We start from the raw sequence: 25677 nt of genomic DNA, 5'->3' as shown, positions 1-25677 counted from the left end.
TCGGCCATAGTCTGAAGGTATGACGACTCGACCTGTTCGCCTGGGTGTGCAGGTTGCACCCCAGCACGCCGAATACCCGAAGATCCGCGCCGTAGTGCAGGAACTCGAGCAGCTTGGCGTCGACATCCTGTTCAACTGGGATCATTTCTTTCCGCTCAGCGGCGACCCGGACGGGCTGCATTTCGAGGCGTGGACCGAGCTCGCCTCCTGGGCCGAGCTCACCAGCCGGGTGCAGCTCGGAACGCTCGTGAACTGCAACAGCTACCGAAACGCCGACCTGCAGGCCGACATGGCTCGAACGATCGACCACATCAGTGCGGGCGACACCGGCACGGGGCGATTCATTTTCGGCACAGGCTCCGGCTGGTTCGAGCGCGACTACGACGAGTACGGCTACGAGTTCGGCACGGCGGTTCAGCGGTTGGATGCCCTCGCCGAGGCCATGCCAAGAATCGAGCAGCGCTGGGCCGCCCTCAACCCCGCCCCCACGCGCAAGATTCCCGTGCTGATCGGCGGTGGCGGCGAGAAGAAGACCCTGCGGATCGTGGCACAGCACGCCGATATTTGGCACAGCTTCACGGCCCCGCACGACCTCGAGCGCAAGCTCGGGATTCTTGCCGAGCACGGTGCCGCGGTCGGTCGCGACGTCAGTGAGATCGAGATTTCCAACGAATTGAGGGGCGCCGACGAGGCAGCTGCCGACGCCATGAGGGCACACGGCGTTACCCTGTTCACCCTGAACATCTCGGGCCCCGACTACGACCTGGCTGCCGTGAAACGCTGGCTGGCCTGGCGCGACGCCCAGAACCGCTGAGCGCGTTACTGCCAGCGCTCGGCGGCTTTCGGCCATCGTGTTCCTCGGCGCGCTGAGCGGTCGGCGGTTGAGGCTAGCCTGACGAGGTGAGTATCGACAACACCTCGGCAGGGCCGGGCCGCGGCGTGATCGTCGCCATTGTGGTGACCGTGCTCGCGTGGGCCAGCGCCTTCATCGTGATCCGTGGCACCGGCGAGTTCATCTCCGGGGGTGCGCTTGCGCTCGGCCGACTGGTGGTCGGGGCCGTGCTGCTGGGAGTGGTCGTGCTGCTCCGCGGCAGGTGGGTGAGGCCGTCCGCCCGCGAGTGGCTGCAGATCACGGGCTTCGGGGTGCTGTGGTTCGGGGCATACAACGTCGCCCTCAACATCGCCGAACACACCCTCGACGCTGGCACCACCTCGATGCTGGTCAACATCGGGCCGATCCTCGTTGCCCTCGGCGCTGGCGTCTTCCTGCGTGAGGGCATTCCGAAGTGGCTCGCCATCGGGGCCGGGGTCGCGCTCGTCGGCGTCATCCTGATTGGCATCGGTTCAGCGGCGTCGAACGACGGGGGTGTGCGCTTCGGCGACGGCACCGGGGTGCTCTGGTGCCTGGCCGCTGCCCTCGCCTACGCCATCGGTGTGCTGCTGCAGAAGCCCACGCTGAGGCGCATTCCGAACGCTCAGGTCACCTGGCTTGGGTGCGTCATCGGCATGGTCGCGTGCCTGCCGTTCACCGGCGACCTGCTGCGAGAGGTGCAGGATGCCCCAACCAGCGCCATTCTCGGCGTGCTCTATCTCGGGGCCGTGCCCACGGCCGTCGCCTTCAGCACCTGGGGGTACGCGCTGTCCAGGATGCCCGCGGGCCAGCTCGGAATCACCACGTATCTGGTGCCGCCCCTGGTGATCACCTTCGGGCTCATCGTCTTCGGTGAGGTGCCGCCACCGCTGGCAATTGTGGGCGGTACGGTCTGTCTCGTGGGTGTCGCGTTGTCGCGTCGACGCCCCAGGAAGGCCCCGGCGGCGGTACCCGTTACCGATCCGGACAAAACCATGGCAGAATAGCGAGTCGAGTCCTTCGCAGCCCGACCCTCTAATCGGCGCGAGTGGAATCCATCAGAGCTTTTGTGCCGAGTGTGCCCCCACGCTCACGGCTAGCGGTTCGCCACCAATAACATTTAATTCAGGAGAATTGTGGCTGTAAAGATTCGTCTCAAGCGCATGGGCAAGATCCGTGCACCGTACTACCGCATCGTTGTGGCTGACTCGCGCAACAAGCGCGATGGCCGCTCGATCGAGGAAATCGGCAAGTACCACCCCACCGAAGAGCCTTCGTTCATCGAGGTCGACTCCGAGCGTGCGCAGTACTGGTTGGGTGTTGGCGCACAGCCGAGCCCGCAGGTCGAGGCCATCCTCAAGCTCACCGGCGACTGGGGAATCTTCAAGGGCGACAAGAACGCTGTCAGCACCGTGAAGACCAAGGAAGCCAAGGCTGTGTTCCAGGCTGACGAGAAGAAGAAGCCGGTTCTCAAGCCCAAGGCCGAGAAGCCCGTCGAAAAGGTTGAGGCTCCCGTCGCTGCCGACGAGACCCCAGCAGCCGACGAGTCGACCGCTGACGCTCCTGCTGCCGAGGCCACCGAGGCGCCCGCCGCCGCGGCCGACGCCGACAAGTCCTAACAATGCTCGCTCCTGCTCTCGAACACCTGGTCAAGGGGATCGTCGATCACCCTGACCAGGTTCAGGTCGTCGCAAAAAGCTCGCAGCGCGGTGATGTCCTCGAAGTGCGCGTGCACCCCGAAGACCTCGGCCGTGTGATCGGGCGCGCAGGCCGCACCGCGAAGGCGCTCCGCACCCTGGTTTCGGCTCTCGCCGACGGCCAGCGCGTGCGCGTCGACGTGGTCGACACCGACGCTTAGTCAGTCACGGTGTCAGAGCACAAAGTAACCCCAGCGAAAAAGACGAAGTCGCTCGACAGCGAGGTGCCGAATTCCGGCGCTGAGCAGAACAGCGCGCGACCGAGTAAATCGCAATTGAGAGTCGGTCGCCTGACGAAGGCGCATGGCCTCAAGGGTGCCATCAAGGTTGAGTTGTACACGGATGCCCCGGAACGACGTTTCGTTCCGGGCGCCGTGTTCTCCCTGCAGGTGCCCAGCAGTTCCGACTGGCACGGCAAGACTCTCGAGCTCATCGAGCTCAAGTTCTACAACGCCCAGCCCGTCGCTTTCTTCAAGGGCATTCTCGACCGTTCGACGGCCGAAACCCTGATCAAGGCGATCCTGTGGATCGAACACGACCCCGCCGAGAAGTCTGACGAAGAGGATGCGTGGTTCGACCACCAGCTCGTCGGGCTCACGGTGATCAGGGACGGCGCGAAGGTCGGAACGATCTCGAAGATCGACCACTTCCCGGCTCAGGACCTCATCACCGTCGATACGCCCACCGGCGATGTTCTCGTGCCGTTCGTCAAGGCGATCGTCGCGTCGGTCGACATCGATGCTGGCACCATGACCGTCACGCCCCCGCTCGGCCTCTTCGAAGAGATCGCCGACGAGACGGGCGACGCGCCCGGCGAGACATCCTCCGGCGCGGAGTAACACCCGTGAAGATCGACATTGTCACGATCTTTCCTGAATTTTTCGGGGTGCTCGATGTCTCCCTGCTCGGCAAGGCGCGCCAGTCCGGGCTGATCGACGTCGACGTTCACAACCTGCGCGACTTCACCCACGACAGGCATCGGACGGTGGATGACACCCCGTACGGCGGGGGAGCCGGCATGGTGATGCGGCCGGAGCCGTGGGGTGAGGCTCTCGATTCGGTCGTCGACGAGACATCCGTCGTCATTTTTCCCTCACCCGCGGGCGAGGTCTTCACCCAGGCGACGGCGCGCGAACTGGCCCTCGAACCTCGACTGGTGTTCGGCTGTGGTCGCTACGAGGGCATCGACCAGCGAGTCATCGACCACACGAGATCGAAGGCGCGAGTTCGCGAGATCAGCCTCGGCGACTACGTGCTGAACGGCGGCGAGGTTGCCGTCATGGCGATGATCGAGGCGATCGGTCGCCTGGTGCCCGGTGTGATCGGCAACGCCGCCAGCCTCGACGAGGAGAGCCACGAGGGCGGGCTGCTCGAATATCCCAGCTACACCAAGCCGGCGACCTGGCGCGAGCTCGAGGTTCCGCCCGTGTTGCTCAGTGGTAACCACGGCGCGATCGCCGCGTGGCGCCACGAACAGCAGGTAGAACGCACCCGCAGAGTCCGCCCCGACCTTCTCCCGTAGGACGCTGTGCGCCGTTACCGGCGCGCGGTGAGAACGATGGGGCCGTTCTCGGTGATTGCGACGGTGTGCTCGGCGTGTGCCGCCCTGGAGCCATCTTCGCTGCGCAACGTCCACCCGTCGGCGTCCGTGTAGATGCGGTCGGTGCCGATCATGAGCCATGGCTCAATGGCAAACACCAGCCCCGCGCGCAGGGGCAACCCGCGACCGGCGCGACCGTTGTTGGGAATGTGCGGGTCGCCATGCATGGTGCGACCGACGCCGTGGCCACCGAAATCGGTGTTGACGCTGTAGCCGTCCGCCTGCGCAACGGCACCGATGGCCGCCGAGATGTCGCCGATCCTGTTGCCGACAACGGCCGCAGCGATGCCGGCATCCAGCGCTCGCGAGGTGGTGTCGATGATGGCGGTGTCTTCGGCCCTGGCCGTACCCACCACGAAGCTGATCGCCGAGTCTGCCACCCAACCGTCGACGGATGCGGCGAAGTCAAGCGACAGCAGGTCGCCGTCGCGAAGCTTGTAGTCGTGGGGGAGGCCATGCAGGGCTCCGTCGTTGACCGAGGTGCAGATGACCTTGCCGAAGGGGGAGGCCCCAAACGACGGGTGGTAGTCGATGTAGCAGCTCTCGGCGCCAACCTTGCGGATCATGTCGTGCGCGAGCTTGTCGATCGTGAGCAGGTTCGTGCCGACGGTGGATGCCGCGGCTGTGGCTTCGAGTACGCTCGCGACAAACCTGCCGGCGGCGCGCATCTGGTCAATTTCGGCGGGGGTGCGTAATTCAATCACCCGCTCGATGATACGGCGTGCGACCCTGTGGAGTAGCAGCATGGTCGTCAACTGTGCGAGAATGATCGTTCGTGCCCACATCCGGCTCTGCCACAGGGGTTTCGGTTGGTTCTCGTCTGAGATTCAACGGGCACACACTCCATTCTTAACACCTGAACACGCGTTCGACCTGTGGCGGGCGCAGAGAGCGAAAACTCCATGCATATTCTCGACGCAGTCGATGCACCGTCACTGAAAGACAACATCCCGGACTTCCGCGCCGGTGACAACGTCAAGGTGCACGTCAACATCATCGAAGGCACGCGCGCTCGTATCCAGGTCTTCCAGGGTGTCGTTATCGGCCGCTCCGGCGAGGGCGTTCGCGAAACGTTCTGCGTTCGCAAGGTCAGCTTCCAGATCGGTGTCGAGCGTACGTTCCCGGTTCATTCCCCGGTGATCGACCACATTGAGATCGTCACCCGCGGTGACGTTCGCCGCGCCAAGCTGTACTACCTCCGCGCTCTTCGCGGCAAGAAGGCGAAGATCAAAGAGAAGCGCGACTTCTAAAACTGAACATCGCCCGACAGCGCTGCTGTCGAGTGCGATGTGAGCATTTCCTGAGCTCCCGGCAACATATGCTTGCTGGGAGCTCAGGGGTTTAATGACAAGTGAAGTGCAGGGGGCCGTCGCCGACGGTTCCGACCAAATGCGGCCGCGCCGCGGCCGTGGCCGTGGATGGAAGATCTTCGTCCGCGACATCCTGGTCATCTTCATTGCGGCGCTTCTGATCTCGTTCCTGATCAAGACTTTCCTGATCCGGTCGTTCTACATCCCGTCAGACTCGATGAACAGCACGCTCATCCAGCAGGACCGCATCATCGTCAACCAGCTCGAACCGGTGCTCATCCCCATCGAGCGCGGAGATGTCGTGGTGTTCCGCGATCCCGGCAACTGGCTGCCCCCCAGCTCCGAAATTCCCGTCAACGGTTTCGTGGGCGCGGTGGATGCCGTGCTCGGCTTCGTCGGGCTGAGCGCACCAGACAGCAACGATCACCTCATCAAGCGGGTCATCGGCCTGCCCGGCGATGTCGTGAAGTGCTGCAACGATTTCGGCCAGATCACCGTCAACGGCGTGCCGCTCGAAGAGCCGTACATTCTGCTGCCGAACGGAATCAGCAAGGCCACGCGCGACGACTTCGAGGTCACGGTGCCCGAGGGAAAACTCTGGGTGATGGGGGACAACCGTTACAACTCGGCAGACTCCGCGTACCACCGCGACGATCCGACCGGCGGCTTCGTGCCGATCAGCAACCTCGTCGGTCGTGCCCTTCTCATCAGCTGGCCCGTCGATCGCTGGACATGGCTCGACAACTACCCCGTGACGTTCCGCGATGTCGGCAGCGGCATCGCTGCACCGTAATGGTCGTCGCTGACCCGACGCTCGATCTCGAGCGCGAGCTGCATGGCAGCGGTGCCAGGTTCGTGATCGGCTGTGATGAGGTCGGGCGCGGTGCCATCGCCGGCCCCGTCGCGGTCGGGATGTCAGTGGTCGGCCCCGGCGTCGGCGCGCAGCCGGTCGGCCTCAGAGACTCGAAGATGCTCAGCGAGAAGCGGCGAGAGAGCCTGGCTCCGCTCGCCGCTGACTGGTCGCTGCACTCCGCCGTTGGCCTCGCAACAGCCTCGGAGGTCGACGCCTTTGGCATCATGGCGGCCCTCGGGCTGGCGGGCAAACGAGCGCTGGCCGCGCTGCATGAGAGCGGGGCATCCATTCTCGATTGCGTGGTGCTGCTCGACGGGTCGTTCGACTGGCTGACGCCGGCACTCTCGACGCCGCTGCGGGTACGGACCCAGGTCAAGGCCGACCGCGACTGCGCGTCGGTGGCCGCGGCATCCGTGATCTCGAAGGTGCACCGCGACGCTCTGATGATTGCCGCAGACGAGACCACGCCGGGGTACGGCTGGAAGGGCAACAAGGGCTACGGATCCGCGGAGCATTTCGCGGCCATTGCGAGCCTCGGCGCGACCGATCTTCACCGGCACACGTGGCTCCATGACAGAAGCTCCAGCCCCGCCGCTTCGAGCGATTAGACTCGACGCAGCATGGATGAAGACGAGTTCGAAGACTACGACCGTGAGGTCGAGCTTGCGCTGTACAAGGAGTACCGCGATGTGGTTGGCCAGTTCCGCTACGTCGTCGAGACCGAGCGCCGGTTCTACCTCGCCAACGAGGTCGAGCTTGTGCGCCAGGATACCGAGCACGACTTCTACTTCGAGCTGACCATGAACGACGTCTGGGTGTGGGACGTCTACCGCTCAGACCGCTTCGTGAAGAGCGTGCGTGTGCTCACCTTCAAAGACGTGAACGTCGAAGAATTATCCGCGAAAGAGCTCGAGCTGCCGAAGGAACTCGCGCTCGACGAGTAGCGACTCCTCCACAGGCGATTGCCGCGGGCGTTGTGCCCCGATCCGTCTCGCGTCGGTCACGGCTCCGCCGAACCCGCCACTCTCGTGGCATGGCAGCGAAAGATGACCTCGGCACCCGCGGTGAAGCGATGGCAGCGAGGTACCTCGAGCTTGCGGGGTTGTCGATAGTCGACCGCAACTGGCGGTGCCCGCAGGGCGAGATCGATCTCGTGGCGCAAGACGGCACCGAACTCGTGTTCGTCGAGGTGAAGACCCGGTCGAGCGTGGCGTTCGGGCATCCACTCGAGGCGATCACGGCGAGCAAGCTTGCTCGTTTGCGGCGGCTCGCTGCCGCGTGGTGCGAGGCGCACCCCGGCAACCACGACCGCATCCGGATCGACGCGGTGGGCATCATTGTGCCCGCCGTGGGTGACGTGGAAGTCGACCATCTCGAGCGGGTGTTCTGATGGCGCGGCGGCACTGATGGCGATCGGCCGCACCTGGTCGGTGTCGCTGCTCGGCCTGCGGGGAGCCGTGGTCGAGATCGAAGCAGATATTTCGAGCAACCTCCCCGCTTTCGTGCTGATCGGGCTCCCCGACGCGGCGCTCGGCGAGGCGAAAGACCGTGTGCGCTCAGCGGCCATTAACTCTGGATGCGCGCTGCCCAACCGTAAAATCACCGTGAACCTGTCACCTGCCGCCCTTCCGAAGCACGGTTCGGGATTCGATCTCGCGATCGCTCTCGCGGCCCTTGCGGCAGCAGGATCCATCCGGTCCGAATCGATCGACACGGTGCTCCACATCGGCGAGCTCGGGCTTGACGGTCGGTTGCGGCCGATCGACGGCATCCTCCCGTGCGTGCTTGCGGCATTCCGGGCCGGGTTCAGCACGGTGATGGTTGCGACCGGCAACGCCGACGAAGCGTCTCTCGTGCCCGGCGTCAGGATCGTCCCGGTGGCCTCCCTGCGCGATGCCGCGATCTGGCACGGTGGTGAGTTCGCGCCGGAACCGGTCGACGCGATCCTGCGACCGGCTCCGCAGGAGCTGACGGCCGACTCAGGAGATCTCGCCGACGTCGCCGGTAACGTCGACGCCGTCGAGGCGATGGTCGTCGCTGCCGCGGGAGGACACCACGTGTTCCTGCTCGGGCCGCCCGGCGCCGGCAAGACCATGCTCGCGTCGAGGTTGCCCGGGCTGCTGCCGGACCTCGATGCCGAGGCCGCCCTTGAGGTCAGCTCGATCCGCTCGCTCTGCGGGCTGCCGGTCGGCGGCTCCCTCACGCTGCGACCGCCGCTCGAGAGCCCCCACCACACCGCAACCGCAGCCGCGCTGGTCGGCGGCGGCAGCGGGCAGATTCGACCGGGGGCTGCGGCACGGGCATCCCACGGCGTCTTGTTTCTCGATGAGGCTCCCGAGTTCTCCCGCACGGTTCTGGATGCCCTGCGCCAGCCACTCGAGTCGGGGGTGATCAGCATCCATCGCGCGAACGCCGTCGCGCATTTTCCTGGGCGCTTCCAGCTCGTGATGGCGGCGAACCCCTGCCCGTGCGGCCAGTACGGCGCTCGCGACTCGGAGTGCACCTGCCCGCCGAACTCGCGCAGAAAGTACGTCGGCAGACTGTCGGGTCCGTTGTTGGATCGCATTGACATCCAGTTCAGGGTGCAGCGCATCACGGCCGCCCAGCTTCGGTTGTCGGCCGAGGGTTCACACACCTCCAGTGCCGAGGCGCGGCGCAGGGTGGTGGACGCCCGGGCTGTCGCGGCAGAGCGACTCGCGCGCACCCCGTGGTCGGTGAACTCAGAGGTGCCGGGCACGTGGCTGCGCGGCCCGGCAACGCGACTGGGTGTCTCGACCACCGCATCCATCGACCGCGCGCTCGAACGCGGAGGGATAACCATGCGCGGCTACGACCGCGTCTTGCGTCTTGCGTGGACGATCTGCGACCTGGACGGGGCGACGGCACCCACCGAAGCGCACGTCGGCCAGGCGCTCTACCTCAGGAGGGCGATCTCGAGTTGAGCATGTTTGGACTGAAAGAAGCGGAGGTCGCCGAGTTGGTGCGATCGGTGGCCGGGGCCGACCTCGATCTGCCTGAGATCAGGGAGCGATTCGCCCGTGCCGCGTGGAGTGGCATCACGGAGCCAGGCGACAGCATCGCGGGCGAGATGATCGCCGTGCTCGGTGCGCCCGCTGCGCTCACCGCGATCATCGATCACTGGCCCGTGGAGACGATCCATGGTCGTCTCGCATCAACGAATATCAGCGATGAAGACATCGCCACGGCGCTCGCCCGCTGGACTCCCAGGCTGGTGTCCGGACCCACCATCATTGCTCTCCGCCAGGCCGCACGGTTCGGGGTGCGACTGCGGGTTCCTGGCGATGAATTGTGGCCCGCCGGGCTCGCGGATCTTGGGCCATCCGGCCCGCTCGCACTGTGGACGAGGGGCACCGAGGAAGCCTTCGCGTCGCTGGGGCGATCAATCGCGCTCGTGGGGGCGAGAGCCGCCACGGGGTACGGCGAGCACGTCACGATGGAGGCGTCTGCCGGACTCGTGGATCGGGGCTACGCCATCGTTTCGGGAGCGGCGTACGGAATCGACGGAATGGCGCATCGCGCGGCGCTGGCCAGCCACGGGCAGACCATCGCCTTCCTAGCCGGGGGAGTGGATCGCTTCTACCCCAGCGGCCATGACGCCCTGCTCGGCAGGATCGTGGAGCACGGCATGGCCATCTCTGAGCTACCGTGCGGCTCTCAGCCCACCCGCTGGCGATTTCTCCAGCGCAACAGGCTGATTGCTGCGGCCAGTCTCGCGACCATCGTGATCGAAGCGGGCTGGCGGTCCGGCTCGCTCAACACGGCGAATCACGCGCTGACCATGTCGAGACCCGTCGGCGCGGTACCGGGTCCGGTAACGAGTGCGGCGTCTGCGGGGTGCCACAAGCTGATTCGTGAGGGCAACGTAATGTGCGTGACGAACGCCGACGAGATGGCAGAGCTCGCACCACTCGACGATCGGGCCCAGCATGCTGACCAGATTGCGTCCCCAGAATCCCCATCAGCGAGCAGCAATCCCACCAGCACGCGGGTCACAGACGCCATGAGTGTGCGATCACCTCGTGTTGTGAGCGACATCGCGGCCAGATCCGGTCTCGCCATCGCCGAGGTGCGGGCCGAACTTGGTCGGATGCAACTCGATGGAGCCGCACGTGAGAACGAGCGGGGGTGGATAAAACGCGCCACAGCCACCGAGAAACCCCAGCCTGTCGGATCGGCGGAATAGTCTGGGCGTGTGATCCAACTCGGGCAGTATCCAGCGGCATCCCATGTCATCGCGCACATCAGCGACACCCACCTGCTCAGTGGGGGCCGCCCACTCTACGGGCAGGTCAACACCATCGAGCACCTTGGGCTGGCGATGGCGCAGCTCGAACGCTCGAGCGCGAAGCCGCAGGCGATCGTGTTCACCGGCGACTTGGCCGACCTGGGTGAACCCGACGCCTACGAGAGACTCAGAGAGATCGTCGAGCCGGCCGCCGCCCGCATGAACGCCCAAGTGATCTGGGTGATGGGCAACCACGACGAGCGTTTCGAATACTCGCGACTGCTCTTCGACGAAGAGTCTGATGCGCCGCAGGACCGGGTGTACGACATCGACGGACTGCGCATCATCTCGTTCGACACCACCGTCCCCGGATACCACCACGGGGAGGTCACCGACGACCAGCTCGACTGGCTGGCCGACGTGCTGGCGAGCCCGGCCAAGCACGGCACCATCCTCGCGATCCATCATCCGCCCATTCCCACTCCGATGCTCGAGGCGATGGGAATGCTTGAGCTTCACGACCAGCCACGACTGGCGGAAGTGCTCAAGGGAACGGATGTACGGGCCATCCTTGCCGGGCATCTACACTACTCCACCCACAGCACCTTCGCCGGAATACCCGTGTCTGTGGCGTCGGCCACCTGCTACACCCTCGACCTCAGCGCAGAAGACCGCCTGCTCTCCGGCGTCGACTTCGGACAGTCGGTAAACGTGGTGCATGTCTACGAGGAGCAGCTCGTTCATTCCATCATCCCCGTGGGCGACACAACCGAGGTGTCCGGCTTCCCGGCGTCGGCGTTGCCCCAGCTCGAGGCGATGACGCCCGAAGAGCGCCTAGAAGCCTTCTCGTCGAAGACCTCGACCTTCAACATGGCCGAAGAGGAGAGCTCGGGGTCGGCATGACCCTCCAGCTCACCGTCGAAAGCTTCGTCGCTCACCTCGCGACCGAGCGGGGTTTCAGCGAGCACACCGTGCGGTCATACCGGTCTGATCTCGGTCGGCTGACGGCGTTCGCCACCGAGCGGGGCGCGACCGAGGCCGCGGACCTCGACCTCGAACTGCTGCGCGACTGGCTGTGGAGCTCGTCGCAGGAAGGTCTTTCCCGGGCCACTCTCGCTCGACGGGCAGCGTCCACGCGAAGTCTCACCGCCTGGCTAGCCCGAACTGACGCCACGGCGACGGATGCCGCAGCCAGGCTCAAGGCGCCGAAATCAGACCATCACCTGCCGAGGGTGCTGAACCGCGACCAGATGGATGCGATTCTCGCGACGGTCGCTGGCCGTGCCAGCTCAGACGACCCAGTGGCGCTGCGCGACCTCGCCATCGTCGAGTTGCTCTATGCCTCGGCTCTGCGTGTCAGCGAACTGACGGGGCTGGCGATCGGCGACGTCGATCAGGGCAGGCTGACCGTGCGAGTGCTCGGCAAGGGTGCCAAGGAACGGGTCGTGCCGTTCGGGGTGCCGGCGCGCGACGCTCTCGACGCGTACCTGCGTCGGGGCAGGCCCGAACTTGCCCAGGATGCCACCACCTCGGCCGCGCTCTTCGTGGGCGCTCGCGGGGCTCGACTCTCGAACCGCACCGTCTACGCCCTCGTCTCAGGGTTGCTGGCCGACCTTCCCGGATCGGGACCCGCCGGACCGCACACGCTTCGCCATACCGCCGCCACCCACCTGCTCGATGGGGGAGCGGACCTGCGGGCCGTGCAGGAGATGCTCGGACACGCCAGCCTCGGCACGACGCAGCTGTACACGCACGTCTCGACGGAGCGGCTGAAGGAGAGCTACCGCATCGCCCACCCGCGGGCCTAGGGAACCTGCGACTGGTAGACGTCGACCACGCGTTCGAGGTAGGCGTTGATGACATCACGCTGGTCCTCAGGAAACTCACTGATGACGTTGTCGATGCCGGTGATCATGGGGATGAGAACACCCATGGCCTGCTGCACGGATGCAGGGCTCGGCACGATGACGACCGATCGTCGGTCTGTGGGATGCTGCGCACGATGCACGTGGCCTGCCGACTCGAGCCTGTCGACGACAGTCGTGACCGCGGCTGTACTCAACTGAAGCCGCCTCGAAAGTTCCGTAGGACCCAAGGGTCCGCCCGAGATGAGGTGGGTCATGGCGCTCAGGTCGGTGGGGTTCACCGAGAGCTGGCGGCCCATGTGCTCGGTGAAGGCCTCATTGGCCGTGATCAGTTCGCGCAACAGTTCGGTCGCCCGGTGAACCTTGGTTCGCCCGGCGACTCCCTCTTCCGCGGTTGTCATGTCAGCAACTTTAGCGCTATCTTGTTCGAGAAGTAAGTATTTCGACAATCGAAAGAGATCATGAATCGCCTAGTGCACGCCATCACCGCTCACAGAACCTCGTGGATGTTTCTGGTGGGAGCCGTTCTGGCTGCTGGAACCCTCTTCTCGATCGGGTCGGGCGCAGCAGGCGAATCCTCTCCGGGCGTGGGGCTTCCGGAAAGCGCGGAGTCGTCGCTCGTCGCGGATGCGCAACAGAGCCTCCCGGGGTCTGACGCGAGCGCGGCGCTGCTTGTGTTCAGCCGGAGCGCTGGCGACGCGGGTGCGGACGACTCCAGCCGCGACATCCTGAGCGACTCAGACATCGCAGCGATCACCGAGAAGACGTCAGAGCTTGCCGATCTTTCCATCGACGGGTTTGTTCCGCCGCCCAGCATCTCCGATGACGGCACGGTCGCCCTGGTGGTCGTTCCTCTCGAAGCGATCGACGAAGTGTCGGAGCAGGCCGATCGCGCAGCGGAGATCCGCACCATCGCTAACGCCGACTTGCCCAGCGGCATCACCGCTTTGCTCACCGGGCCTGAGGGGTTCGCGGTCGATGTGGCAGCCGTCTTCGAGGGTGCAGACTTCACCCTCCTGCTCACCACCGTGATCGTTGTCGCGGTCCTGCTCCTGATCACGTACCGCAGCCCGTGGCTCTGGCTCGTGCCGCTCATCGTGGTCGGGCTCGCCGACGGACTCGCCGGAATCGTGGCGACCAGGGTCGCATCCTTGCTGGGGATTGCCCTCGACGCCTCGGTCACAGGCATCCTGTCCGTGCTCGTGTTTGGTGCCGGCACCAACTACGCGCTACTCCTGATCGCCCGCTACCGGGATGAACTGCGCGCCGTCGAAGACCGTCGGGCCGCGATGGCGAAGGCGCTCCGCGGCGCCGGACCGGCGATCATCGCCAGCGGCAGCACCGTCGTTCTGGCGCTGCTCACTCTCGCGTTCGCGCAACTCGACGGCAACCGCGCGCTCGGCATCGCCTGCGCGATTGGCGTTGTCATCGCGATGATCTTCGCCCTGTTCGTACTGCCCGCAGCCCTGGTGCTGTTCGGCCGCGGCCTGTTCTGGCCGTACATCCCGAAGTTCGGGTCTGAGGGCAGCACCGAGCGCGGCGTGTGGCACCGCCTCGGCACCATGGTCTCGAAAAAGCCGGTGGTGGTGGCCATCATCGGCGCGCTCGTCCTGGGCGGCCTCGCGCTCGGCGTACCCCAGATTCGCATCGGACTTGCCCAGACCGAGAAGTTCACGGCCGTTCCTGAGGCGGTCGTGGGCCAGAACGTGCTGGCCGACGCCTTCTCTGCCGGCAGCGGATCACCCGTGGTGATCATCGCCAACGACGACTCAGCGCAGAAAGTGGCGGATGCCGCGGCCTCCGTCGACGGAGTCGTCTCGGCCACGCCCGGCGCGACCGACGGCACGATCACCCAGATCGACGTCGTGCTGGATGCCGCGGCAGAAACCCCCGAATCGTTCGCTGCCGTCACGGCTCTCCGCGACACCGTGCACTCGATCGATGGGGCCGATGCCATCGTCGGTGGCCTCGACGCGCAGACCCTTGACGTGAACGCGGCGCAGACGGCCGACCAGGATCTCGTGATCCCGCTCATCCTGGCGCTGGTCTTCCTCGTGCTGGTGCTGCTGCTTCGCTCGTTCGTGGCGCCGCTGCTGCTGCTGGCGACCGTGGTCGCCTCCTTCTTCGCAAGTCTTGGTGCGAGCTGGTTGCTGTTCGAGTCCGTGTTCGGATTCCCGGCCATCGACACGAACGTTGTGCTCTTCTCCTTCCTCTTCCTGGTGGCGCTGGGGGTCGACTACAACATCTTCCTGGTGACCCGCGCGAAGGAGGAGGCCGTCGAGCACGGCACCAGAGTGGGAATGATCAGGGCGCTGTCGTCAACGGGTGGCGTCATCACCAGCGCGGGAATCCTGCTGGCCGCGGTCTTCGCGGTGCTGGGAGTGCTGCCGCTCATCACCCTCACCCAGATCGGGATCATCGTTTGCATCGGTGTGCTGCTCGACACTCTCCTGGTGCGCACCGTCATCGTGCCGTCACTGGCGTTCATCGCTGGCGAGAAGTTCTGGTGGCCGGCCCGCCCGGCTCACCACCATGCTCACCGTAAGGGTGACCGTCACGCTCACCTCCTGGTCGGCAGCAGCACGGACGGGGAGACTCCGCCCAGGTAGAGCAACGGCGACACGTACTCACCATCCAGGCGAACCCCGAAATGCAGGCAGGTTCCTGAACAGTGACCGGGCAGAGCCGTTCCGATCGGGTCACCCCGCGCCACGGCGTCTCCCTGGCGGAGAGTTGTCTCCACGGGTTCGAAGCTCGATATCAGGCCCCCGGCGTGCCGGATCGACAGCACAGGGCGATCGACGACGGTTCCGGCAAAGTGCACGGTTCCCTCCGCAGGGGCGAAAACCCTGCCGCCCTCGGCGACCACGTCGATGCCGCGGTGACCGCTCGCGTACGGACCGGCCGGCGCGATGAACGGTCGCACCACCACCCTCGGCGTATCTACGGGCCACTGCCAGGCCGGCTGCGGTGGGAGCGCGGTGATCAAACCCGGCGCGAGTAACGTCAGTGCGAGAATGGCGATGGATCGGATCATCCACTCATGTTCGCGGAGCCAGCCGGGCCGGCCCTTTCGCCGCCGCGATCGGTGGACAAAAGCCCGTGACTGCGCCGGGTGGGGGAGCGGTGCTATCATTTCCGAAGCACTCGAAGCAATTCGAGTGACTACGCGTGCCCGTGTTCGTCCGGAATTCCGGACAGAACACCTTGCGGCCACCACATCCATTCAGTCCTGGCAACAGGCGGTTGTGTGCCCGGGCACCAGGTTCCGCACCGACCGGTAGCGGGAATAACTGAGAAATGGCACGAGACTGCGAAAAAGCAGTGTGCCGAGAAGGAGCACGGTCATGGCCGTTGTAACCATTCGCCAGCTGCTTGACAGCGGCGTCCACTTTGGGCACCAGACCCGCCGTTGGAACCCGAAGATGAAGCGCTTCATCCTGACCGAGCGTTCGGGCAGCCACATCATCGACCTGCAGCAGTCGCTCAAGCACATCGACGCGACCTACGACTACGTCAAGGAGACCGTCGCTCACGGCGGAACCATCCTGTTCGTCGGTACCAAGAAGCAGGCCCAGGGCTCCATCGCCGAGCAGGCCATGCGCGTCGGCCAGCCGTACGTCAACCAGCGTTGGCTCGGTGGGCTCCTCACCAACTTCCAGACCGTCTCCAAGCGTCTTGCACGCATGAAGGAGCTCGAAGAGGTCGACTTCGACGACACCACGCGTGGTTTCACGAAGAAGGAGCTGCTCATCCAGAAGCGCGAGCTCATCAAGCTCCAGAAGAGCCTCGGTGGTATCCGTAACCTGACGAAGACCCCTTCTGCTGTGTGGATCGTTGACACCAAAAAGGAGCACCTCGCCATCGACGAGGCGCACAAGCTCAACATCCCCGTCATCGCGATCCTCGACACCAACTGCGACCCGGACGACGTCCAGTACCCGATCCCGGGCAACGACGACGCCATCCGCTCGGTTGGCCTGCTGACCCGCATCATCGCCGACGCAGCAGCCGAGGGCCTCATCCAGCGTCACCAGAAGCCCGAAGATGGTGCCGAGGTCGAGCCGCTGGCCGCGTGGGAAGCTGAGCTTCTCGCATCGTCCGAGACCGAGTCTTCCGAGACCGCGTCGACCGAGGCTGGCGCCGAGGCCAAAGAGCCTGCCGCCGCTCCCGTCGAGGAAAACGACGCTGACGCTGTTGTCGCCGAGAAGGAGGACGCCGCTGACGCGACCGTCGTTCCTGAGCACAAGGTCGAGTCCGACGAAGCCACTGAGGCGAAGATCGAGGCCGAAGCAACCGACGCCGAGAAGGCTCCCGTTGCTGAGAAGACCGCTGCAAAGGCAGCCCCCAAGAAGCCAGCAGCCGCAAAGTAATCTTTGGCGCTCTCGTTGATCGAGAGTGCCTTCCCAAGAGTGAGGAAGAACAATGGCAGACATTAGTCTCGCTGACATCAAGGCCCTGCGCGAGCGCCTCGGCACCGGCATGGTCGACACCAAGAACGCCCTCGTCGAAGCCGAGGGCGACCTCGAGAAGGCCGTCGAGATCCTGCGACTCAAAGGTGCGAAGGGTAACGCGAAGCGTGCCGACCGCTCCACGAGCGAAGGCCTCATCGCCGCCGTCGAGAGCGCAACCGCCACCACGATGATCGAACTCGCGTGCGAGACCGACTTCGTGGCCAAGAGCGACAAGTTCGTCGCCCTGGGCAATGTTGTACTCAAGGCTCTCGCCGACTCAGGCGCGGAGACCCTCGAAGCAGCGCTCGCCGTGAACTCCGATGGCAAGACCATCGCAGCGGTTATCGACGACGAGGCGGCAATCCTCGGCGAGAAGGTTGAGCTGCGTCGCGTTATCCGCATCGCCGGCGACAAGTTCTCGGTCTACCTTCACCGCACCAACAAAGACCTGCCACCGCAGGTCGGCGTTGTGCTGTCGTACACCGGCGACGACGCGGAGACTGCTCGCAGCATTGCGCAGCACATCTCGTTCGCAGACCCGCAGTACCTGACCCGCGAAGACATCCCGGCCGCTGACGTTGAGAACGAACGTCGCATCGTCGAGGAGATCAGCCGCGGCGAAGGCAAGCCAGAAGCTGCGCTCCCGAAGATCGTCGAGGGTCGTGTGAACGCCTACCTCAAGCAGGTTGCCCTGCTCGAGCAGGACTACGCACGCGACAACAAGCTCACGATCAGCAAGGTTCTTGCAGACGCGAAGATCGACGTGACCGGGTTCGCCCGCTTCAAGGTCGGCGCCTAAGCAATATCAACCTCCGAGCCTGTCCCGCATCACCGCATAGGTGATCGTCGGGGCAGGCTCGAGTTGTGTCCGGGCGCATGCGCGTGAGGATAGCCTGTATGGAGCCGTCCGCCTGAGCATGGCCCACTGACCCCCCCAAAAGGAGAATCATGTCCGAGGAGCGCACACGCCGCGTTTTGCTCAAACTGTCAGGTGAAGCATTCGGTGGGGGATCCCTCGGGGTGAATCCCGACGTGGTCTCAGCACTCGCGAAAGAGATCGCCGCGGCATCCGCTGAGGTCGAAATCGCGATCGTGGTCGGTGGGGGAAACTTCTTCCGCGGCGCCGAACTCAGCCAGCGTGGAATGGATCGCGGCCGCGCGGACTACATGGGCATGCTCGGTACCGTAATGAACGCCCTTGCGCTGCAGGACTTCCTAGAGCAGGCGGGAGCCGCAACCCGGGTGCAGTCGGCCATTTCGATGACCCAGGTCGCTGAGCCGTACATCCCGCGTCGTGCGGAGCGACACCTTGAGAAGGGCCGCGTCGTGATCTTCGGCGCTGGCGCAGGGCTGCCCTACTTCTCCACAGACACGGTGGCGGCGCAGCGCGCACTCGAGATCGATGCACAGGTCGTGCTCGTGGCGAAGAACGGGGTGGATGGCGTCTACGACGCGGACCCACGCACCAACCCTGACGCGACGATGATCGACGAGATCACCTATCAGGAGGCTCTCGTCAAGGGGCTCAAAGTTGTTGACTCCACCGCGTTCAGCCTGTGCATGGATAACTCCATGCCCATGGTCGTGTTCGGTATGGAGCCTGCGGGCAATCTGACCAAGGCCATCCGGGGCGACCGGATCGGAACTCTGGTTTCCAACTAGTTTTCAGCAGTGGGGCTGGCATGTCTCTGGCTGCTCTCCCTCTAAACTTGAGCACGACGCAAAGGAGTTGCCGTGATCAGCGATGTTTTGGCAGAAGCCAAAGAGAAGATGCAAAAGGCCCTCGAAGCCGCTAAAGAAGACTTCGGAACCGTGCGAACGGGACGAGCGAACCCCGCTCTGTTCCAGCGCGTTCTGGTCGACTACTACGGAACCCCGACCCCGCTCGCGCAGCTCGCCTCGATGGTGAACCAGGAGGCACGCACGCTTCTCATCACGCCGTACGACAAGAGCGCGCTCAAAGACATCGAGAAGGCCATCGTGGGTGCATCCAACCTCGGTGCCAGCGTCGGCAACGATGGCAACGTCATTCGCGCAACTCTGCCCGAGCTCAACGAAGAGCGTCGTCGCGAGTTCGTCAAGATTGTGCGCGACAAGGCCGAGCAGGCTCGCGTGAGCCTCCGCAACATCCGCCGCAAGGCGAAAGACGACCTCGACGGCCTGAAAGAGGTCGGCGAAGACGAGATTGCTCGTGCCGAGAAGGATCTCGAAGCGGCAACCAAGCAGCACGTCGACGCGATTGATGACGCCCTGAAGCGCAAGGAAGCTGAGTTGCTCGAGGTCTGATGGCAAGCGATTTTGAGGCGCAGGTTCGCGCCACCAACGACAAGATTAACGCGCGAACGGGTCGGCCCCTTGTTCGCGCGATAGTCGTTGGGTTAGCGCTCGGACTCGCCCTCGTGGCGAGCCTCGTGATCGTCAAAGAGCTCTACATGATCTTCGCTGGAGCGCTCGTTGGCTTCACGGCCTGGGAGCTGGCGAGTGCTCTGCGATTCGCCGGCCGGCGGGTTCCTCGGGTCCCTGCGCTCATCGCAGCCCTGGCCGTCGTGCCCGCGGCGTTCTACTGGCTGGCGACAGGCCACTGGCTCGTGACCATCGCCGGCATCGCACTGATCGCGGTCTGGCGGCTCGTAGAGCTGGCCAGGCCCTCGGCTCGGTCGTCGGCCCGCGAAGTTCTGCTCGACCTCGGCGCTGGCGCCCTCGTGATGATCTACATCGCCTTCATGGCGGGCTTCACGGTGCTGCTGACCGCTCAGGATGGCGGACAGTGGTGGACGCTCTCGTTCCTGATCGTGGTGGTGTCTGTTGACATCGGCGCGTACGCGACGGGCCTGACCTTCGGAAAGCATCCGATGGCGCCCACCATCAGTCCCAAGAAGACCTGGGAGGGCTTCGCTGGTTCCGTCGCCGCGGCGACGATCGCTGGCATCCTGACCGCCATTTTCATGCTGGGACAGCCGTGGTGGGTGGGCGTCATCCTCGGCGCGGTGCTCGTGCTGACCGCGACCGCGGGAGATCTGGCCGAATCGCTCATCAAACGCGATCTCGGGATCAAAGACATCAGCACCTGGCTGCCCGGTCACGGCGGCTTTCTCGACCGCGTTGACTCGTCATTGCTGTCCGGCGCGGCTGCATACGCTCTGTTCCTGATCTTCACCTAGGCCTGTCGTCAGGAATCACCGCGGCACCTCGGGCACAATGGAGGGGTGAGCACAACTTTCCCTCGGAGCCGCAAGTCAAGGCTCGGCTATAACGTCGACCAGGTCGAAGACTTCCTCGAAGAGGCTCGTCGTGCGTACACGGCCGCTGCCGACCGGCCTAATGTGCTGGACGCCGAGACCATTCGCACCATGGCGTTCGCCATGCAGAAGGGCGGATACTCGACGACTCACGTCGACGCGGCGCTCGAGCGGCTCGAAGACGCCTTTGCGTTGAGGGAGCGGGAGCGGGTGATCGCTCAGGAGGGCGGCGCCGCATGGTATGCGAAGGCGAGAAGCTCCGCCCAGACGGTTCTCGACAGGCTGGCACGGGATGAGGGGCACAAGTTTTCCAGGGTCGGTCCGTTGACCACGGGCTACCAGCCGAAAGATGTGGATGCCTTCGCTGAGCGCATGATCGGCTACTTCCAGCACGGCCGCCCGCTGACGGTGGATCAGGTGCGAACAGTCGTCTTTCGCACGGTCAAACGGGGCTATAACGAACAACAGGTTGACCTGCTGCTTGACTCGGTAATCGACGTCATGCTTGCGGTTAAATAGGCACGCACGCGACTTTCCCAGCTTTCTGGTCTAAAATTTCATAATCGTGGGTAGACATTCTCGGATAGACGAACTTCGTGCGCAGCTGAAGAGCGCTGGCGGAGACGTTTCAGGACGCCACACTCGCACCTCGTGGTCGCTGCCAATCTTCGCGTCCCTGGCCATTTTCGCCTTCATCGCCGTCACTCTTGCGCCGCCCTCGGCGTCATCGACATCGGCCTCCAACTTCGGAACAATCGTGGCTCCCGCCGCTGTCCAAACTGTCGAGCTGCAGTCGGTCATCGTCGCCGGTGAACCGACCACGGTCGCCAGCCGCGATGTCTTCTCCATCACTGATCCGGTTCCTGTGGTCGTAGAACCTGTCGTGGTCGAAGCATCCTCACCGGCGTCCTCGGGCGCTCCCGCGGCGGGCGTGCCAGACCCCGGCAGCGCGCAGGCCATCGCCCAGTCCATGCTCCAGTCAATGGGCATGGGCGACGACCAATACAGCTGTCTCGTTGCGCTCTGGAACAGAGAGTCCGGCTGGAACATCTACGCCTACAACGCGTCGAGCGGCGCGTACGGCATCCCGCAGTCGCTGCCAGGCGACAAGATGGCCTCGGCTGGCGCCGACTGGGCGACAAACCCAGCCACCCAGATCTCCTGGGGCCTCAGCTACATCACGAGCCGGTACAGCACGCCCTGTGGCGCGTGGGAGCACTCGGAGAACAACGGCTGGTACTGACGCAGGTAGCGTCGGGTGGGGTTCAGATTCCGCACGAGGTTACCCTCGCCTACAGTGGAGGGATGCCCCGTTCCAATCGCCCACGCGGTCGCCGTTCGGGCAGAGAAGACGACGAGCCAGACCTGTCACGTGCGCTGGCGGGAATGCGGCGCACCGAAGACAAGCGCGACGGGATCTGGAACGTACAGCCGCTGTCGGCGGTCGGCGCGACCAAGTCCTACCTATGCCCGGGATGCGGGCTCGAGATCGCTCCAGGGGTCGCGCACACCGTGACGTGGCGCGCCGACGGGATCATGGGCGAAGCGAACGACCTCGCGGCCCGCAGACACTGGCACCTGCACTGCTGGAAGACGAAATCATGAAAGATGACCCCATGAATGACAACGGCGCGGCGTCGATCGAGATCCGCGGCGGGGTGGAACTTCCCGCGCGCCGCGAGGAGATCGTGCTGCACACCGACGACGGGTTGACCCTCGTGGGCGAGCTTGCGCTGCCGCTCAATGCCGAGCCTGTCGCGACCCTCCTGACGCTTCATCCATTGCCCACCGCCGGCGGGTTCATGGATTCGCACATCCTCCGCAAGGCTGCGGCGCGGTTGCCGGCCCTGGCCGATATCGCCGTGCTCAGGTTCAACTTCAGGGGAGTCACGTCGCCTCGAGGCACCTCGGAGGGCGAGTTTGGGCACGGCATCGACGAACGACACGATCTTGACGCGGCGATGTCGTTCGTCATTCAGCGCGGCCTGCCGAATCCGTGGCTGCTGGGTTGGTCATTCGGAACCGACGTCGTGCTTACCCACGGCCGCGACTATCCCGTCGATGGCATCATCCTGCTTTCGCCGCCGTTGCGCACGACCACCCAGGCCGACCTGGCGGCGTGGGCAGGCTCGGGTACCACGATGGTCGCACTGATCCCCGAGTTCGATGACTACCTGAAACCCACTGAGGCGGCTGTCGCGTTCGCGGGAATCCCGCACCTGGAACTCGTGGCCGTCGACGGCGGCAAGCACCTCTGGGTGGGGGAGGAGCAGACGTACCGGGTGCTGTCTGAGGTCGTCGCACGCCTCAACCCCGGGGTTCTGCCACTGCCGACCCTCTGGAACGGCTGAGTTCGCGCCTAGAGCTCGTTTTGCCGCGGCACGAACACCTGGTTGATGATCAGCATGATCGCCGCTGCCACCGGGATGGCGATGAGCGCGCCGAGGATTCCCATCAGGGTTCCGCCGGCGAGAGCCGCAATCACGACGATCGCGCCGGGAATTTTGACGGCTCTCGCCATGATCCGGGGATTCAGGATGTACGCCTCGACCTGCATGTAGACGAGGTAGTAGATCCCCACGGCGATCACGCTCGGCGGGCCGTTGAACAGCAGAACGAGCAGGGTGATGATTATCGAACCGGACACCGTTCCGACGAGCGGAATCAGCGACCCGAGGAAGGCAATGAACGCGAGCAGAGCCGAGTACTTCACCGGGAATCCGAACAGCGGGAGGATCAGCGTGAGCACAAGGAATGACAGCACGCCGTTCACGAGAGCGAGTGATCCCTGCCCGATGACGTAGCGTCCAACCGCAGCAGCCACCTGCTCGGCGAGATCGATGAAGCTGGGCCGCTTTGATGCTGGCACGAGCTGGTACAGGCCCCGCTTGAGGCCGGTGAGTGACGAGACGAAGTAGATGGTCAGGATCAGCACGATGATGGCGCCGGTGACTCCCGTGGCAATGCCGAGGCCAACGCTGAGCACGCCACCGCCGATGCTCGTGAAGTCGAGGGTATTCAGCCAGCCCTGAAGGCCATCCAGCGCCCCTTGCACGTCGAACCAGGGAACGACCTGCTCGATGTTGGCCCTGAGAGTTCCGTCGTTGAAGGAGGTGATCAGGTCAGGGGTCGCCTCGACGGCGGTCTGAACCTGCTCCGTGATGACGGGGATGATGGCGAATACGAGCCCAGTGAACACCCCGAGCACGGCCACGAGGACTGTTGCGATAGCCAACGGCCTCGGGAACTTCTGCTTCTCGAGCCAGGTGACCAATGGATCCAGACCGAGCGCGAGGAACAACGCGGCGCCGATGTAGGTCAGGATCGTGGCAAGGGAGCCGATCGTTGCGCCAATACCGAGGGCAACGAGCACTCCGAGTCCGCCGAGCAGGCCGAAGAGGAACGGGCTATGGATCTTCACGGCTGTCCTTCAGTCGTCGGCGAAAGGTCGAACTAGCCAGCAGACATCTTCTCTGCCTGCTGCAGGACACCGCGGAGGTTCTCGAGGTAACCGGCCACCGTGTCTCGTTCGAGCATAATCTTCGCGAGGCGCTCTTCCGCTTCAGACACGAGCTCAGAACTGCGCTTCTCTGCGTCGGCGATCATCGCCGCAGCGCGAGTCTCGGCGTTGTCGAGCACCTCTTTGGCGTTCGCGGCCGCAGAATCCCGGGTCTTCTTGGCGGCAGACTTGGACGTCGAGTCAAGCGTGCTCGCCTGTTGGCGTTTGGTGTCGGTCTGGCGGATGATCTCGGCGAGTTGCGCCTGTGCCTCCTCCAGATACTTCTGTGTCTGGGTGCTCGCCTCCTGGTGCTTCGCCAGGAACTCCTTCTCGGCGCGGTCGCGACGCTCCGTCATGTCGAGTTCGTGGTCGATGCGGTCCTGCTCGGTGCGAGTGGCCAGAGTCGATCGTGCTTCCTCGGTCTCGTGAGCGAGTGCGGCACGGGTGGTCTCCGTCTCGGCCGCAAGCTCGGCACGCTGACGTTCGATCTCGCGCGCGAGATCGGCCGTCTGCTTGTCGATGTCGTGCGTGAGTGCCGCGCGAGCCTCAGAAATTTCGGCATCGAGTGCTGCACGCTGTTCGGTGATCTCCGCGTGCAGGCTGGCCAGCTTCTCTGCGGTGTCCGCGTCGAGTGCAGCCTGCGCCGCCGCCATGTTCTTGGCGAGTTTGTTGTGCGCGGTCTTCGTGTCGGCCTCGAGCGCGATTCGCGCCGTAGTCGTGTCGCTCTCCAGCGCTGCGCGAGCGGTGGTCGTCTCGGCCTCGAGCGCTGCCCACGCCGCGGAGGACTCGGTCTCAAACGCCGCGCGAGTTGTCGCTGCTTCGGCCTCGAGCGTGGCCCTGGTGTTGGCTGTGGCAGACTCCAGCGCGGCGCGAGCAGCCTCCGTCTGGGAATCAAGCGATGCACGGGCAGCTTCTGTCTCGGCCGCCAGTGCCGCGTGGGCCGCCTGGGTCTCGGCCTCAAGAGTTGCCTGTGCGGAATCGGTGTCGATCCGCAGTTGATCCTGGTCGCGAGCGGTGTCGTTGGCGAGCTTCTCGCGCTGGGCGGCAATCTCGTGGTCGAACGACTCGCGCGCCGTGGCGATCTCCGCCGCGAGCTCGGCTCTGCCTGTCGCAAGCTCTCGCTCCAGGTCGGTGCGACCCTGCTCGATGTCGCGGGCAAGGTCGGCGCGCAGGGTGGCGTTCTCGTTCTCGAACGTTGCGCGCCCCAGTTCGGAGTCCCGGGAGAGCTGGGCGGCGAGCTCTCGAGCCTCTGCGGCTTCCCGGCTTGCGGTCGCGGTGAGCTCTGCAGCTTCGTGGTCGGCCTGCGCGCGCACCGCCGCCGCCTCACGCTTTGATGTGGTGCGAAGTTCTGCAGCTTCAGTGGCTACCGCTCCTCGAATGGCGCCGGCCTCGCGCATCGCATCCTGAGTCATTGCATCTGCGTCTGCTCGCGCAGCGGAGACCATTGCGTCAGCCTCTGTCCGTGCCTCACTCAGCAGAAGATTCGCGGCCTCCGCTGCGGCGTCTGATGCCCGGGCGACCTCCAGTTGTGCGTCTGCTTTAAGTTTCGCGACCTCAGAGGCCGTGGTGGTTCGCAGCTTCTCGGCGTCGATATCGGCCTGGCTGATCAGCTTGGTCGACTGCTCTTCTGCGACACGGAGGGTGTTCTCGAGCTTGGTACCCAACCCGGCATAGGTCGGGCTTCCGCTCTCGTCGAGCTCGGCCTGAAGATCTTCGTTGACTGCAAGGAGGCGCTTGACCTCTTTGGCTGAGTCACTGCGACCTGAGTTCGCTTTGATGAGCTCGGCACGCAGCTGCTGAACAGCCCTGTCGACCTCTTCCTTCTTATAGCCGCGCAGTTCTGTGCCGAAAGTGGTGTCGTCTGCGGCCATGACATCTCCTTGGAACGTGTGGGTAACGGTGAGAGTTTAGCGTGTTGCGCTACGCCCGGAATCGCGGGGGAACGCGCAAGAACATGATGATTCATCACAAAATTACTCGGGAAACGTGCGGGAGATTCCCAGACGAACCGTTAGACGCACCCGGCCGCATCCGCTATTCTTGAACGTCTTTGTTGCTACTACT

The 25677-nt window shown here is 64.6% G+C and carries 30 protein-coding genes; 25 read left to right on the top strand and 5 right to left on the bottom strand.

From position 1 onward, the window contains the following. Positions 1-19: 19 nt before the first annotated feature. From QMG83_RS10700 to trmD, 6 genes are all read left to right on the top strand, one after another. Positions 20-814, top strand: coding sequence for an LLM class F420-dependent oxidoreductase (locus QMG83_RS10700; RefSeq protein ID WP_283505343.1), 795 nt, complete (start codon positions 20-22; stop codon positions 812-814). Between the two features lie 86 nt (positions 815-900). Continuing rightward, entirely contained in the window at positions 901-1857 is a 957-nt protein-coding gene (locus QMG83_RS10695; RefSeq protein WP_283505342.1) for a DMT family transporter, read from the top strand. Between the two features lie 129 nt (positions 1858-1986). Then, positions 1987-2469 carry a 30S ribosomal protein S16 gene (gene rpsP / locus QMG83_RS10690; RefSeq protein WP_283505341.1) on the top strand — a complete coding sequence of 161 codons (483 nt, stop codon included), beginning with the start codon at positions 1987-1989 and terminating at the stop codon, positions 2467-2469. Positions 2470-2471: 2 nt separating this feature from the next. Further along, positions 2472-2708 (top strand): RNA-binding protein, encoded by a 237-nt coding sequence (locus tag QMG83_RS10685; RefSeq protein WP_199279322.1) that lies wholly within the window; start codon positions 2472-2474, stop codon positions 2706-2708. 63 nt (positions 2709-2771) lie between these two features. Further along, positions 2772-3386, top strand: a complete 615-nt coding sequence (gene rimM, locus QMG83_RS10680; protein ID WP_283505564.1) for a ribosome maturation factor RimM — start codon at positions 2772-2774, stop codon at positions 3384-3386. A gap of 5 nt (positions 3387-3391) precedes the next feature. Further along, complete coding sequence (gene trmD / locus QMG83_RS10675; RefSeq protein WP_283505340.1) at positions 3392-4069, top strand: tRNA (guanosine(37)-N1)-methyltransferase TrmD; 678 nt, start codon at positions 3392-3394, stop codon at positions 4067-4069. Between the two features lie 14 nt (positions 4070-4083). On the opposite strand, the gene map is transcribed toward trmD, so the two are convergent. Continuing rightward, positions 4084-4851 carry a type I methionyl aminopeptidase gene (gene map / locus QMG83_RS10670; protein ID WP_283505339.1) on the bottom strand — a complete coding sequence of 256 codons (768 nt, stop codon included), beginning with the start codon at positions 4849-4851 and terminating at the stop codon, positions 4084-4086. Positions 4852-5049: 198 nt separating this feature from the next. On the opposite strand from map, the gene rplS reads away from it, so the two are divergent. From rplS to QMG83_RS10625, 9 genes are all read left to right on the top strand, one after another. Beyond that, entirely contained in the window at positions 5050-5397 is a 348-nt protein-coding gene (rplS, locus tag QMG83_RS10665; RefSeq protein WP_097061393.1) for a 50S ribosomal protein L19, read from the top strand. Positions 5398-5491: 94 nt separating this feature from the next. Then, positions 5492-6250, top strand: coding sequence for a signal peptidase I (gene lepB / locus QMG83_RS10660; RefSeq protein ID WP_283505338.1), 759 nt, complete (start codon positions 5492-5494; stop codon positions 6248-6250). Further along, on the top strand, positions 6250-6918 hold the full coding sequence (gene rnhB, locus QMG83_RS10655) for a ribonuclease HII (protein WP_283505337.1): 669 nt from the start codon (positions 6250-6252) through the stop codon (positions 6916-6918). Before lepB ends, rnhB begins: the two co-directional genes overlap by 1 nt. A 12-nt stretch (positions 6919-6930) precedes the next feature. After that, a complete protein-coding gene (locus tag QMG83_RS10650) occupies positions 6931-7254 on the top strand; it encodes a DUF2469 family protein (RefSeq protein WP_283505336.1) in 324 nt (107 codons plus the stop codon). A gap of 89 nt (positions 7255-7343) precedes the next feature. Next, the gene (locus QMG83_RS10645) at positions 7344-7700 is read left to right on the top strand and encodes a YraN family protein (protein ID WP_283505335.1); all 357 of its coding nucleotides are present in this window, start codon (positions 7344-7346) and stop codon (positions 7698-7700) included. Between the two features lie 16 nt (positions 7701-7716). Beyond that, complete coding sequence (locus QMG83_RS10640) at positions 7717-9252, top strand: YifB family Mg chelatase-like AAA ATPase (protein WP_283505563.1); 1536 nt, start codon at positions 7717-7719, stop codon at positions 9250-9252. A 2-nt stretch (positions 9253-9254) separates the two neighbouring features. Next, the gene (gene dprA, locus QMG83_RS10635) at positions 9255-10514 is read left to right on the top strand and encodes a DNA-processing protein DprA (protein ID WP_283505334.1); all 1260 of its coding nucleotides are present in this window, start codon (positions 9255-9257) and stop codon (positions 10512-10514) included. Between the two features lie 9 nt (positions 10515-10523). After that, complete coding sequence (locus QMG83_RS10630) at positions 10524-11459, top strand: phosphodiesterase (RefSeq protein WP_283505333.1); 936 nt, start codon at positions 10524-10526, stop codon at positions 11457-11459. Continuing rightward, a complete protein-coding gene (locus QMG83_RS10625; RefSeq protein ID WP_283505332.1) occupies positions 11456-12364 on the top strand; it encodes a tyrosine recombinase XerC in 909 nt (302 codons plus the stop codon). The genes QMG83_RS10630 and QMG83_RS10625 overlap by 4 nt, the downstream gene beginning before the upstream one ends. On the opposite strand, the gene QMG83_RS10620 is transcribed toward QMG83_RS10625, so the two are convergent. Further along, complete coding sequence (locus tag QMG83_RS10620; RefSeq protein ID WP_283505331.1) at positions 12361-12822, bottom strand: MarR family winged helix-turn-helix transcriptional regulator; 462 nt, start codon at positions 12820-12822, stop codon at positions 12361-12363. The two genes, QMG83_RS10625 and QMG83_RS10620, sit on opposite strands and share 4 nt — an antisense overlap. A gap of 60 nt (positions 12823-12882) precedes the next feature. On the opposite strand from QMG83_RS10620, the gene QMG83_RS10615 reads away from it, so the two are divergent. After that, entirely contained in the window at positions 12883-15030 is a 2148-nt protein-coding gene (locus QMG83_RS10615; RefSeq protein WP_283505330.1) for an MMPL family transporter, read from the top strand. On the opposite strand, the gene QMG83_RS10610 is transcribed toward QMG83_RS10615, so the two are convergent. Continuing rightward, entirely contained in the window at positions 14982-15458 is a 477-nt protein-coding gene (locus tag QMG83_RS10610) for a M23 family metallopeptidase (protein ID WP_283505329.1), read from the bottom strand. The genes QMG83_RS10615 and QMG83_RS10610 overlap by 49 nt on opposite strands. A gap of 310 nt (positions 15459-15768) precedes the next feature. Between QMG83_RS10610 and rpsB the strand changes: the two genes are divergently transcribed. The 9 genes from rpsB to QMG83_RS10565 all read left to right on the top strand — a co-directional run bounded on the left by rpsB (position 15769) and on the right by QMG83_RS10565 (position 22465). Next, positions 15769-16794, top strand: coding sequence for a 30S ribosomal protein S2 (rpsB, locus tag QMG83_RS10605; RefSeq protein ID WP_283505328.1), 1026 nt, complete (start codon positions 15769-15771; stop codon positions 16792-16794). 52 nt (positions 16795-16846) lie between these two features. Further along, positions 16847-17674 carry a translation elongation factor Ts gene (gene tsf, locus QMG83_RS10600; protein WP_283505327.1) on the top strand — a complete coding sequence of 276 codons (828 nt, stop codon included), beginning with the start codon at positions 16847-16849 and terminating at the stop codon, positions 17672-17674. A gap of 149 nt (positions 17675-17823) precedes the next feature. Then, a complete protein-coding gene (gene pyrH, locus QMG83_RS10595) occupies positions 17824-18537 on the top strand; it encodes a UMP kinase (RefSeq protein WP_283505326.1) in 714 nt (237 codons plus the stop codon). A gap of 72 nt (positions 18538-18609) precedes the next feature. After that, positions 18610-19161: a ribosome recycling factor gene (gene frr / locus QMG83_RS10590; RefSeq protein WP_283505325.1), complete on the top strand. Its 552-nt coding sequence runs from the start codon at positions 18610-18612 to the stop codon at positions 19159-19161. After that, positions 19161-20036 carry a phosphatidate cytidylyltransferase gene (locus tag QMG83_RS10585; RefSeq protein WP_283505324.1) on the top strand — a complete coding sequence of 292 codons (876 nt, stop codon included), beginning with the start codon at positions 19161-19163 and terminating at the stop codon, positions 20034-20036. Before frr ends, QMG83_RS10585 begins: the two co-directional genes overlap by 1 nt. A gap of 45 nt (positions 20037-20081) precedes the next feature. Further along, positions 20082-20633, top strand: a complete 552-nt coding sequence (locus QMG83_RS10580; protein ID WP_283505323.1) for a DivIVA domain-containing protein — start codon at positions 20082-20084, stop codon at positions 20631-20633. Between the two features lie 46 nt (positions 20634-20679). Continuing rightward, positions 20680-21357, top strand: coding sequence for an aggregation-promoting factor C-terminal-like domain-containing protein (locus tag QMG83_RS10575; RefSeq protein WP_283505322.1), 678 nt, complete (start codon positions 20680-20682; stop codon positions 21355-21357). Positions 21358-21419: 62 nt separating this feature from the next. Next, positions 21420-21719: an Rv1322 family protein gene (locus QMG83_RS10570; protein ID WP_283505321.1), complete on the top strand. Its 300-nt coding sequence runs from the start codon at positions 21420-21422 to the stop codon at positions 21717-21719. 11 nt (positions 21720-21730) lie between these two features. Then, complete coding sequence (locus tag QMG83_RS10565) at positions 21731-22465, top strand: alpha/beta hydrolase (protein WP_283505320.1); 735 nt, start codon at positions 21731-21733, stop codon at positions 22463-22465. Positions 22466-22473: 8 nt separating this feature from the next. Here QMG83_RS10565 and QMG83_RS10560 read toward each other — a convergent pair whose 3' ends face one another. Together QMG83_RS10560 and QMG83_RS10555 are read right to left on the bottom strand one after the other, a co-directional pair. Next, complete coding sequence (locus QMG83_RS10560; protein ID WP_283505319.1) at positions 22474-23535, bottom strand: AI-2E family transporter; 1062 nt, start codon at positions 23533-23535, stop codon at positions 22474-22476. A gap of 32 nt (positions 23536-23567) precedes the next feature. Beyond that, positions 23568-25484 carry a coiled-coil domain-containing protein gene (locus tag QMG83_RS10555; protein WP_283505318.1) on the bottom strand — a complete coding sequence of 639 codons (1917 nt, stop codon included), beginning with the start codon at positions 25482-25484 and terminating at the stop codon, positions 23568-23570. Positions 25485-25677 lie beyond the last annotated feature (193 nt).

Source organism: Salinibacterium sp. G-O1 (genome assembly GCF_030063305.1).
GTDB lineage: Bacteria > Actinomycetota > Actinomycetes > Actinomycetales > Microbacteriaceae > Rhodoglobus.
This window is presented reverse-complemented; position numbering and strand designations above follow the sequence as displayed.

Excerpts from the sequence above, each read along its gene's own strand:
- QMG83_RS10700 (WP_283505343.1), top strand. The coding sequence starts at position 20 with ATGACGACTCGACCTGTTCGCCTGGGTGTGCAGGTTGCACCCCAGCAC.
- QMG83_RS10685 (WP_199279322.1), top strand. The coding sequence starts at position 2,472 with ATGCTCGCTCCTGCTCTCGAACACCTGGTCAAGGGGATCGTCGATCAC.
- rplS (WP_097061393.1), top strand. The coding sequence starts at position 5,050 with ATGCATATTCTCGACGCAGTCGATGCACCGTCACTGAAAGACAACATC.
- lepB (WP_283505338.1), top strand. The coding sequence starts at position 5,492 with ATGACAAGTGAAGTGCAGGGGGCCGTCGCCGACGGTTCCGACCAAATG.
- rnhB (WP_283505337.1), top strand. The coding sequence starts at position 6,250 with ATGGTCGTCGCTGACCCGACGCTCGATCTCGAGCGCGAGCTGCATGGC.
- QMG83_RS10650 (WP_283505336.1), top strand. The coding sequence starts at position 6,931 with ATGGATGAAGACGAGTTCGAAGACTACGACCGTGAGGTCGAGCTTGCG.
- QMG83_RS10645 (WP_283505335.1), top strand. The coding sequence starts at position 7,344 with ATGGCAGCGAAAGATGACCTCGGCACCCGCGGTGAAGCGATGGCAGCG.
- QMG83_RS10640 (WP_283505563.1), top strand. The coding sequence starts at position 7,717 with ATGGCGATCGGCCGCACCTGGTCGGTGTCGCTGCTCGGCCTGCGGGGA.
- dprA (WP_283505334.1), top strand. The coding sequence starts at position 9,255 with ATGTTTGGACTGAAAGAAGCGGAGGTCGCCGAGTTGGTGCGATCGGTG.
- QMG83_RS10625 (WP_283505332.1), top strand. The coding sequence starts at position 11,456 with ATGACCCTCCAGCTCACCGTCGAAAGCTTCGTCGCTCACCTCGCGACC.
- QMG83_RS10620 (WP_283505331.1), bottom strand. The coding sequence starts at position 12,822 with ATGACAACCGCGGAAGAGGGAGTCGCCGGGCGAACCAAGGTTCACCGG.
- QMG83_RS10615 (WP_283505330.1), top strand. The coding sequence starts at position 12,883 with ATGAATCGCCTAGTGCACGCCATCACCGCTCACAGAACCTCGTGGATG.
- QMG83_RS10610 (WP_283505329.1), bottom strand. The coding sequence starts at position 15,458 with ATGATCCGATCCATCGCCATTCTCGCACTGACGTTACTCGCGCCGGGT.
- rpsB (WP_283505328.1), top strand. The coding sequence starts at position 15,769 with ATGGCCGTTGTAACCATTCGCCAGCTGCTTGACAGCGGCGTCCACTTT.
- tsf (WP_283505327.1), top strand. The coding sequence starts at position 16,847 with ATGGCAGACATTAGTCTCGCTGACATCAAGGCCCTGCGCGAGCGCCTC.
- pyrH (WP_283505326.1), top strand. The coding sequence starts at position 17,824 with ATGTCCGAGGAGCGCACACGCCGCGTTTTGCTCAAACTGTCAGGTGAA.
- QMG83_RS10585 (WP_283505324.1), top strand. The coding sequence starts at position 19,161 with ATGGCAAGCGATTTTGAGGCGCAGGTTCGCGCCACCAACGACAAGATT.
- QMG83_RS10570 (WP_283505321.1), top strand. The coding sequence starts at position 21,420 with ATGCCCCGTTCCAATCGCCCACGCGGTCGCCGTTCGGGCAGAGAAGAC.
- QMG83_RS10565 (WP_283505320.1), top strand. The coding sequence starts at position 21,731 with ATGAATGACAACGGCGCGGCGTCGATCGAGATCCGCGGCGGGGTGGAA.
- QMG83_RS10555 (WP_283505318.1), bottom strand. The coding sequence starts at position 25,484 with ATGGCCGCAGACGACACCACTTTCGGCACAGAACTGCGCGGCTATAAG.